Source organism: Nonomuraea candida (assembly GCF_000725485.1).
Classification (GTDB): Bacteria; Actinomycetota; Actinomycetes; order Streptosporangiales; family Streptosporangiaceae; genus Nonomuraea; species Nonomuraea candida.
In genome coordinates this window covers 312,636-320,638 of record NZ_JOAG01000015.1, presented here as the reverse complement: position 1 = coordinate 320,638, position 8,003 = coordinate 312,636, and the positions used below count along the sequence as shown (strand labels likewise).

Genomic DNA, 8,003 nt, shown 5'->3' with positions numbered 1-8,003 from the left:
GTGTGAGAGGTGAGGTAGACGCGGAAGCGGGCGGCTCTGCTCTCCTGGACTGCGCGGGCGGGCGCTGGCGGCACAGGCCCGGCCTCAGGCCGCCCTTGTCACCGGGGCTCTCGCGGCATCCAGGCGAAGCCCAGCGACGCGCCCCCGATGGCCAGCAGCGAGCCCACCAGGAAGCCGCCCAGGTTCGACAGCACGAACGCCGAGAGCGCCGCCATGACGGACAGCACCGCGAGGACGAAGCGCTGCTCGGGTGCGAACCACAACCCCGCGCCCATGGCGGCGAGGAAGAAGCCCAGCAGAAAGCCCGCGTAACCGCCCACGCCGGTATGGATGATCACCCCTGTGCCGATCACCGGAATCAGCGCGATCTCGGCTCCGGAGGCGATCAGCAATCCTCCGGCCCAGAACGGCCGCCGCCCCGTCCAGGCCGCCGCCGCATCCCGTGACCTGGCCAGCAGGCGCCGAACGCTCAGAAGCACGGCCGAACGTCCCGGCCGATCTCCACGCTCAAACCGTCCACCAGGAACGACCCTCCCATCACCATCCAGGCGTCCGCGGCGACGTTTCGCGCGGAGAACGTCAGCACTTCCACTCCGTAGTCGCCCCGCTCGCCTTCCGGGACGTTTCCGCCGCCCAGCATTCCGGCGTCACGGTTGAGGACGACCGAGCCGAGGTCCACGTCGGCGTTCAAGGAGGTGGCCGAGATGCCGAGCCGGCCGACCTGTGACGGCTTCTCGCGATCCCGTGCGCCGAGCCGCACCGTGAACGGCCCCAGCGGGGTGTCCACCTCGGCCGACTGGCACAGCCCGTACACCCGCGCGGTGCGCAGGGACAGATGCAGCACCACATGGGGGCGCCCGTCGATCGACCGCACCACGCCGGGGACTATTCCCACGCCCCGCCCCGACAGCGTGGTGGCCGACACCTTCATCTGCCGCCCGGACACCGCGAACGAGGCCGGCACCGCGCCCTGCGCCATCCCGGCCGCCAGGACGGCCAGCGCGGCAAGCGAGGGCGCCAGCATCAACCAGAACCGCTTCCACCTCATGCGACCCCACGCCACCTTTGCTCTGTGCGAGCAACCATAACGCAAAGTAATGGCATGGGTACTGTCAAAGCGGGGAGCGGGCCGGGCGGCGCGTCAGGCCGTGGCGGCGACGGGCACGAGCGTGAAGCCGGTGACGATCTCCGGCTGGATGCGGATCACCTGGTCCATCTCGCCCGCCACCCACGGGCGCAGCAGCGCCTTGAACCTGGCCGTCTCCCGCGGATCGGTCACGAGCCGCGCCACGCCTGTGATGATCACGCTCCACCCCAGGTGGGCGTGGCCGTCCAGCTCGTCGGCCTCGTAGGCCACGACCGACTCCGCCGCCGCCACGTGGGCGCTGACGATCGTGCCGGGGTTGGAGCGGATGATGATCTGCCCGTCCGAGACGAGGTGGTTCACCGGCCGGATCGCGGGCGTTCAGCGGGGCCGACCGGCAGATGTTGCAGGCGTTCGCGGGCCAGGCGGCGCTGGCGCTGGAGCTGGCCGAGGCGCGCAGGGACGCCGAGCGGCTCGGCCTGCTGGAAGACCGCGACCGCATCGCCAAGGACCTGCACGACGTGGTGATCCAGCGGTTGTTCGCCACGGCCATGACGCTGATGAGCACGGTCCGGCTGGTGGACCATCCGCAGGCGTCCAAGCGGCTGCAGCACGCGATCGACGAGCTGGACGAGACGATCCGGCAGATCCGCTCGTCCATCTTCGCGCTGCAGGGCCCGCACGACGACGTCGCGCCGAGCCCGCGCGGGCAGATCGTGAGCCTGGTGGAGGGCACGGGCAGCCACCTCGGCTTCATGCCCGGCCTGCGCGTGGAGGGCCAGATCGACACGCTGGTGCCGGAGCCGGTCGTCGAGCACCTGCTGGCCGTGTTGCGCGAGGCCCTGTCGAACGTGGTGCGCCACTCCCGCGCGGGCCGCGCGGACGTCTCGGTCGAGGTCGCCGGCGGCCGGCTGGCCCTGGTGGTGACGGACGACGGCGTCGGGGTCCGGGAGGCGGGGCGCCGCAGCGGGCTGCGCAACATCGAGGAGCGGGCGCAGCGGCTGGGCGGCGCCGCGCGCGTCGAGACGCCGGAGAGCGGCGGCACCCGGCTGTGCTGGGAGGTTCCGCTCCAGGTCCCGGCGGGGTCCTGAGCCGCCGCCCCCGGTCCCGGACGCGGCCCGCCCGGCCGGAGACCGGGTGTACGGTCGGTGCAAACGTGACATCCGTGCACATCAAGGGGGAGACGTGACGACACTCGAGAACCGGCCGAACACCGCGCTGCTCGTCATCGACGTGCAGAACGGCATCGTCGCGACGACCCACGACCGTGACGCGGTGGTTGCCAACGTGCGCAGCCTCGTCGAGAAGGCACGTCAGGAGCGGGTGCCCGTCGTCTGGGTCCAGCACTCCGACGAGGAGCTGCCGAAGGGCGGCCGGGCGTGGCAGATCGTCCCGGAGCTGAGCCCCGCCGCCGGCGAGCCGATCGTGGAGAAGCTGTACGGCGACTCCTTCGAGGCCACCACGCTCGAAAGCGTGCTGGACGAGCTCGGGGTCGGGCGGCTCGTGGTCGCCGGCGCGCAGACCGACGTCTGCGTGCGCTCGACCCTGCACGGCGCGTTCACCAGGGGATACGACGCGCTGCTCGTCAGCGACGCGCACACCACCGAGGACCTGACGGCGTGGGGCGCGCCCGCGCCCGAGCAGGTCATCGCGCACACCAACCTCTACTGGCGCTTCCAGTCGGCGCCCGGCCGCACGGCCGGCACGATCGAGACGAAGGACGTCGACTTCCGCGACGCCGTCATGTCCTGACCGGCCGCCGGGGTCCTGACCGCACGCCGGGGTCCTGACCGGCCGCCCGGGTCCCGATCGGGCGCGGCGCCGCGCTCTGATCGGGCGCCGCGCTGCGGGCACGGCGAACCGGTGTCGCCGTGCCCTCCGAGGTCACCAGGTGACGGGCAGCTCGTGCATGCCGTACACCGTGGACTCCTCCTTGAACGTGAGCTGGTCGGCGGGGACGGCCAGTCGCAGGCCGGGGACGCGCCGGATCAGGGTCTCGAAGACGATCTCCAGCTCCACCCGGGCGAGGTTCTGGCCCAGGCACTGGTGCGGGCCGTAGCCGAAGGCCAGGTGGTTGCGGGCGCCCCGGTCGATGTCGAACCGCTCGGGGTCCTCGTACACCTCGGGGTCGCGGTTGCCGGCGTTGGCCAGCATGAGCACGCCCGACCCCGCCGGGATGACGGTGCCGCCCAGCTCCACGTCCTCCAGGGTCACCCGCGCCATGGCCAGCTCGGCGATGGTGAAGTACCGCAGCAGCTCCTCGACCGCGTTCTCGGTCTTGCCCGGGTCCGCGCGCAGCGCGGCCAGCGACTCGGGGTGCCGCAGCAGCATGTACGTGCCCAGCGAGATCATGTTCGCCGTGGTCTCGTGCCCGGCGATGAGCAGCAGGAACGCCATGCTGATCAGCGCGGAGTGGTCGGCGCCGCCGTTCTCGCGCTGCTTGACGATCTGGCGGCCGAGCAGGTCCTCGGTGGGCTCCCGCTCCTTGATCTTGATCAGCTTGTCCAGGTAGACGGCCAGCTCCAGGACGGCGTGCTGCCGTTCCTGCTCGGTGGCCGTCCGGTCGAGCAGCTTGGCGGAGTTGACCTGGAAGAAGTCGTGGTCGTCGTACGGCACCCCGAGCAGCTCGCAGATCACCAGCGACGGCACCGGCAGGGCCAGGCCGCGCACCAGGTCGGCCGGGCGCGGGCCGGCGAGCATGGCGTCGATGTGCTCGTCCACGATCTGCTGGATGCGCGGGCGCAGCGCCGCGATGCGGCGGACGGTGAACTCCCCGAGCACCGCGCGGCGGACCGGGCCGTGCTCCGGCGGGTCCATCTCCAGCATCATCCTCGGCAGCGGCGAGGCGGCGTCCGGACCCTCCGGCCCGCCCGTCAGGCGGGGCGCGGCCGGGTGGCGGCGGTTGGCGCTGAAGCGCGGGTCGCTCAGCACCGTGCGGATGTCCTCGTAGCGGGCGGTCACCCAGGCCTCGCTGCCCGTCGGCAGGGTGACCTTGGCGACCGGCTGCTCGCGCAGGAACCGCAGGTGCTGCTCCGGCGGGGCGAACGGGCAGCTGCGCGTGGTCTGGAGGGTCGCGGCGGAGTCAGTGGTCAAGGGCTTTCCCCATTCGGCGTGGTCGTCCGATCGGCACAGCTTCCGTACATGTGTAGCCTAACCTGCATCTGTACGAGACGTTACACTGAAGCCCGTGGTGACAACGAGAGAGCAGGTCGATCCCCGGGTGCGGCGCACCCAGGCGGCGCTGCGGGCCATCCTCATCGAGCTGGTGCAGGACCGGGAGCTGTCCAGGATCAGCGTGGCCGACGTCGCCGAGCGCGCCGGGGTGAGTCGCTCCACGTTCTACGACCACTATCGCGACGTGCACGAGCTGGCCGAGGCCGCCTGCACCGCGATGATCGACGAGCTGATCGAGTCCATTCCCGAGCCCGCGGGCGCGTTGTCCGAGGCCGCGCGCGACACCCTGCTGACCTTCTTCGCCCACCTCGCCGAGCACGCCGGCCTCTACCGCGGCGTGCTGGGGCCGCAGGGGAGCGCGCGCGTCATCGACCACGTCCGCCACCGCGCCACCGTGGCCACCTACCTCGGCGCCCGCCGCGGCGCCACGGCCGGTCCGGCGGCGGACGACGCGGTGGACGAGACGGTGGACGAGACGGTGGACGAGACGGCGGGCAACGCGGCGGGCGGCGCCGCAGACGGCGCGGCGGACGAGACCCCGCATGACGTGACGGCCGCGTTCACCGCGGGGGCGCTGCTCGGCGTGGCCACCGACTGGCTCAATCGCGGCTGCCCGCGCTCGCCGGCCGAGATGGCCGACCTGACCCGGCCCCTCCTCATGGCCCTCTACCGGGAGGACGCCTGAGGGTCAGGGCGCGCTCGGCCTGAAGTGGCGGGCGACCACGTAGGCGGCGACGTTCCGGCCGATCTCCGCGCCCGCCAGGTCCGCCGGCCGGGTGTGGATGCCGCCCCGGACGCGGGCCTCGATGACCTCGGCCCCGCGTGATCTCCTCGGCATGACGGCAAATTACGCGCCCCGCGGCATTCGTCACAGGGGCCGAGCGGTCGAAACGACGGTAATGGCGTAACCGAAAGTGCCGCCCCGGGTATCCGCTGAAAAGGACTGGACCGATCTTCCGGTGGCGATAATCATTTAGGTAGAATGGCTCCGGCGAACTCATGCTGGTCCGCCCCGTCCACGCTCAGGAAATGTCGGCGAATCCCGTCAGGATTACGGATGAATTGGAGTTCCAGCATGGCCAGGAGGCTCATTGAGACGATCACGGATGACTTCGACGGCTCTCCGATGGAGGCGGAGAACCCCGTCTCTTTCAGCATCAAGGGTGACCGGTTCATCATGGATCTCACGCCCGAGAACGAAGACCGGCTGCGTGCGGCCCTGGCGCCGTTCATCGCCAAGGCCCGGCGCGACGGCGCGCCCCCGGTGACACGCTCGCGCGCCCGGCGCGCGGCCGGCGGTGCGACGCGGGCGATGAGCAAGGAGAAGAATCAGGAAATCCGGCAGTGGGCGAAGGCGCACGGTCTGCCGGTCAGTGAGCGGGGCCGCATCGCCGCCACGGTGATCCAGCAGTACGACGCCGCCCACGAGAAAGCCGGGGAAAGGCCCGTCGTGTAATGGGCCTTTCCTCTTGCTCGTGACACGGGCGATTGCCGGCGGCCGGCCGGGCCCCGAATAAAGTGCCCGGCCCGTTTTCAAAGGACGCCCTTCCCGGCTTCCCGGGCCCGCCGGGGCCCATACGCTCGGCCTTTCCTGCGCGGCTCCGGCTCACGGCCCGCCACGGCCGCCGGGCGGGGCGGGGGTGGCCTGAAGGTAGGCCAGGACCGCCATGACCCGGCGGTTGTGGTCGTCGGACGGGGGCAGGCCGAGCTTGGCGAAGATGTTGTTCGTGTGTTTGCCGATCGCCTTGTCCGTGACCTGGAAGCGGGCGGCGATGGCCAGGTTGGACAGGCCCTCGGCCATCAGTTCGAGCACCTCGCGCTCGCGCGGGGTCAGCGTGGCCAGCGGCTCGTCCCTGCCCCGCCGGGTCAGCAGCTGGGTGACCACCTCGGGGTCCATCGCGGTGCCGCCCGCCGCCACCTGGCGGACCGCCTCGACGAACCGGTCCACGTCACCCACCCGGTCCTTCAGCAGGTACCCGACCCCGCCCGAGCGGTCCGACAGCAACTCCCTGGCGTAGAGCTGCTCCACGTACTGGGAGAGGATCAGCACGGGCAGGCCGGGCACCCGGCCGCGGGCCTCCAGCGCGGCGCGCAGGCCCTCGTCGGCGAAGCCGGGCGGCAGCCGCACGTCCACCACGGCCACGTCGGGACGGTGCGCGAGCAGCGCGCGCAGCAGCATGGGGCCGTTGTCGACCGCCTCCACCACCGTGAAGCCGTGCGCCGACAGCAGGCGGACCAGCCCGTCCCTCAGCAGGGCGAGATCTTCGGCGATGACAACGCGCACGGCACCTCCATGGTCAGTTCGGTCGGCCCGCCGGGCGGGCTGCTCACGGTGAGCGAGCCGTCGAAGGCGGACAGGCGGCTCTCGATCCCGCGCAGCCCGCTGCCGCCCCCGCTCGCGCGGGCGCCGTCGCTCGCACCTGACGCACCCCGCGTGCTGCCGGCGATGCGGGCGCCGCCGCGGCCGTCGTCGCCGACGGTCAGGCGCAGCACGCCGGCCGTGTGCCGCAGCCGCACCCAGGCGCGGGAGGCGCCGCTGTGCTTGGTCACGTTGGTCAGCGCCTCGGCGACGGCGAAGTACACGGCCGACTCGACCGGCGGCTGCGGGCGGCCCGGCAGGTCGAGGTCGAGCTCGACCGGCATCGGGCACAGCAGCGCCGACGCCTCGATCGCGCCGGTCAGGCCGCGGTCGGCCAGCACCGGGGGATGGATGCCGCGCACGAGGTCACGCAGCTCCGTCAGCGCCTGGCCGGCCACCTCCCGCGCCTCGTCGATCAGGCGCAGGGTCTCGCCGGGGTCGGGGCAGCCGCGGGCCAGCCCCAGCTGCATGCGGATGGCGATCAGCTTGGCCTGCGCGCCGTCGTGCAGGTCCCGCTCGATGCGGCGCAGCTCGGCCTCGCGCGCGTCCACCAGCGCGGCCCGCGAGGCGGTCAGCTCCCTGATCCGGGCCTCGGGGGCGGGCGGCGGGTCGAGCAGGGCCCGGGTCAGCCTGGCCTGGCCGATGCGGAACAGGAGGACGGAGACGAGGACGACCACCGCGAGGGCCACGATGGACGTGCTGAGCGCGAACGTGTTCAGCGTGCTGCGCTCCAGCGGGTGCAGCCGGAACAGGACGTAGTGCAGCGCGGTCATCAGCCCCCACACCGCCGCCACCGGGGCAGGCCCCGCCAGGCTGTGCACCCCCAGCCACACCACCAGCCGCCGCCTGCTCGGCTCCCGGACCGGCTCCGGGATGCCGGGGTCCCACGCGGCGTCCGAGGCCGGTCGCCGGGTGCCGGGGTCTCGCGTCTGGCCCGGGGGCGGGCGCCGGGTGTCCGGGACGTGCTCCGCCCAGCGGCGCCGGTACGCGGCCAGCCGGCGGGCGGGCCCGTACGGCCAGGCGGCCAGCCGGCGGGCGGGTGCGCGCAGCCGGAAGAGCGGCCCGCCGCCGTTGGCCGGCAGGAGCGCGGCGGCAGCCCGCACCGGCGCGAGCAGGGTGATCAGGACGAGCAGGACGAACGCGGCCAGGCCGGTGACGGCGCTCACGACGAGCGCCACCAGCCCCGCCAGCATGCCCCTCGCGAACGACCCCAGCCGCGCCTTCGCGGCCCCGGGGAGACGGGCCGGCGCGACCTCGGCCGGGCGGGCCCGCGGGCTCTCCGCCGCGTCCGCAGGCGGCGTTCGCGCGGCCGTTCGTGCTGGGTCGAGGGGATCGGGTCGGGTCCGGGTCACAGATGAAGTCTGCCCTGTTCGCGAGAGGAGGGCG

At 72.8% G+C, this 8,003-nt stretch carries 11 protein-coding genes; 4 read left to right on the top strand and 7 right to left on the bottom strand.

Going from position 1 to position 8,003, the window contains the following annotated elements; all coding sequences use genetic code 11:
• Positions 1–98 precede the first annotated feature (98 nt).
• The 3 genes from IO39_RS16410 to IO39_RS16400 all read right to left on the bottom strand — a co-directional run bounded on the left by IO39_RS16410 (position 99) and on the right by IO39_RS16400 (position 1,447).
• Positions 99–479 (bottom strand): DUF6114 domain-containing protein, encoded by a 381-nt coding sequence (locus IO39_RS16410; protein WP_157548414.1) that lies wholly within the window; start codon positions 477–479, stop codon positions 99–101.
• The gene (locus tag IO39_RS50690) at positions 470–1,048 is read right to left on the bottom strand and encodes a DUF6230 family protein (protein WP_157548411.1); all 579 of its coding nucleotides are present in this window, start codon (positions 1,046–1,048) and stop codon (positions 470–472) included. The genes IO39_RS16410 and IO39_RS50690 overlap by 10 nt, the downstream gene beginning before the upstream one ends.
• Positions 1,049–1,141: 93 nt before the next feature.
• On the bottom strand, positions 1,142–1,447 hold the full coding sequence (locus tag IO39_RS16400) for a pyridoxamine 5'-phosphate oxidase family protein (RefSeq protein ID WP_052422969.1): 306 nt from the start codon (positions 1,445–1,447) through the stop codon (positions 1,142–1,144).
• A gap of 38 nt (positions 1,448–1,485) precedes the next feature.
• Here IO39_RS16400 and IO39_RS16395 point away from each other — a divergent pair, with 38 nt between their 5' ends.
• Positions 1,486–2,175: a histidine kinase gene (locus IO39_RS16395; RefSeq protein ID WP_084772948.1), complete on the top strand. Its 690-nt coding sequence runs from the start codon at positions 1,486–1,488 to the stop codon at positions 2,173–2,175.
• Positions 2,176–2,269: 94 nt separating this feature from the next.
• The gene (locus tag IO39_RS16390) at positions 2,270–2,836 is read left to right on the top strand and encodes a cysteine hydrolase family protein (protein ID WP_043622907.1); all 567 of its coding nucleotides are present in this window, start codon (positions 2,270–2,272) and stop codon (positions 2,834–2,836) included.
• A gap of 132 nt (positions 2,837–2,968) precedes the next feature.
• Here the strand turns inward: IO39_RS16390 and IO39_RS16385 are convergent, their stop codons facing one another.
• Entirely contained in the window at positions 2,969–4,177 is a 1,209-nt protein-coding gene (locus tag IO39_RS16385; RefSeq protein ID WP_043622904.1) for a cytochrome P450, read from the bottom strand.
• A gap of 94 nt (positions 4,178–4,271) precedes the next feature.
• Here IO39_RS16385 and IO39_RS16380 point away from each other — a divergent pair, with 94 nt between their 5' ends.
• Positions 4,272–4,943, top strand: coding sequence for a TetR/AcrR family transcriptional regulator (locus IO39_RS16380; RefSeq protein ID WP_043622901.1), 672 nt, complete (start codon positions 4,272–4,274; stop codon positions 4,941–4,943).
• A 3-nt stretch (positions 4,944–4,946) separates the two neighbouring features.
• Here IO39_RS16380 and IO39_RS54450 read toward each other — a convergent pair whose 3' ends face one another.
• The gene (locus IO39_RS54450) at positions 4,947–5,096 is read right to left on the bottom strand and encodes a hypothetical protein (RefSeq protein ID WP_157548408.1); all 150 of its coding nucleotides are present in this window, start codon (positions 5,094–5,096) and stop codon (positions 4,947–4,949) included.
• A 237-nt stretch (positions 5,097–5,333) separates the two neighbouring features.
• Between IO39_RS54450 and IO39_RS16375 the strand changes: the two genes are divergently transcribed.
• On the top strand, positions 5,334–5,714 hold the full coding sequence (locus tag IO39_RS16375; RefSeq protein WP_043622898.1) for a histone-like nucleoid-structuring protein Lsr2: 381 nt from the start codon (positions 5,334–5,336) through the stop codon (positions 5,712–5,714).
• Between the two features lie 150 nt (positions 5,715–5,864).
• On the opposite strand, the gene IO39_RS16370 is transcribed toward IO39_RS16375, so the two are convergent.
• The gene (locus IO39_RS16370) at positions 5,865–6,542 is read right to left on the bottom strand and encodes a response regulator transcription factor (RefSeq protein WP_043622896.1); all 678 of its coding nucleotides are present in this window, start codon (positions 6,540–6,542) and stop codon (positions 5,865–5,867) included.
• The gene (locus tag IO39_RS16365; protein ID WP_245641997.1) at positions 6,506–7,969 is read right to left on the bottom strand and encodes a sensor histidine kinase; all 1,464 of its coding nucleotides are present in this window, start codon (positions 7,967–7,969) and stop codon (positions 6,506–6,508) included. The genes IO39_RS16370 and IO39_RS16365 overlap by 37 nt, the downstream gene beginning before the upstream one ends.
• Positions 7,970–8,003 lie beyond the last annotated feature (34 nt).